This window comes from Streptomyces cahuitamycinicus (assembly GCF_002891435.1).
Lineage (GTDB): Bacteria > Actinomycetota > Actinomycetes > Streptomycetales > Streptomycetaceae > Streptomyces > Streptomyces cahuitamycinicus.
The window spans coordinates 1-657 of sequence record NZ_POUC01000931.1; the positions used below are offsets into that span (position 1 = coordinate 1).

Annotated in this window: 1 protein-coding gene; it reads right to left on the reverse strand. The window is 76.1% G+C overall.

Features of this window, described 5'->3' with window-relative positions:
* Nucleotides 1–657 (reverse strand): CbiQ family ECF transporter T component (locus C1J00_RS43950; RefSeq protein ID WP_219728421.1); only part of this gene is annotated, 657 nt, incomplete at both ends.

Genomic DNA, 657 nt, shown 5'->3' on the forward strand with positions numbered 1-657 from the left:
GGGTCACGGACCGCGGCGAGGGCGAGCAGGGCCGCCACCGCGACGCCGGAGGCGACGACCAGCCAGGCGCGCACGTCCCAGCGGTCCGGGCGGTAGCGGGTGCGCAGTGACCGGCGGCCGCCGAGCTTGAGGCCGGCAAGGGCGGCGGCGAGACCCGCGAGGAGCACGGGGAGACCGTAGGCGGCGCCCTCGGCCGTGAGGAGACCGTACGTTCCCGCGCAGACGCCGAGCAGGCCGCCGAGTGTGAGGGCGGCTGTGGTGCGGCGTACGCCGGGCGGGACCTGTGCGGTACGGCCGTAGCCGCGGGCGTCCATCGCGGCGGCCAGGGCGACGGAACGCTCCAGTGCGCCCTCCAGGACCGGGAGTCCCACGTGCAGCAGGCCCCTGATGCCCCGGTCCGGCCGCCCGCGCAGACGGCGTGCGGCGCGCAGCCGCTGGACGTCGGCGATCAGGCTCGGGGCGAAGGTGAGGGCGATGACGACCGCGACACCCATCTCGTACAGGGCGCCCGGAAGGGACTTGAGGAGACGGGAGGGGTTGGCGAGGGCGTTCGCGGCGCCCACGCAGATGAGGAGGGTGGCCAGCCGCAGACCGTCGTACAGGGCGAAGGTGAGGGCCTCCGCGGTCACCTCGCCGCCGAGCCGGATGCCCTGGGCC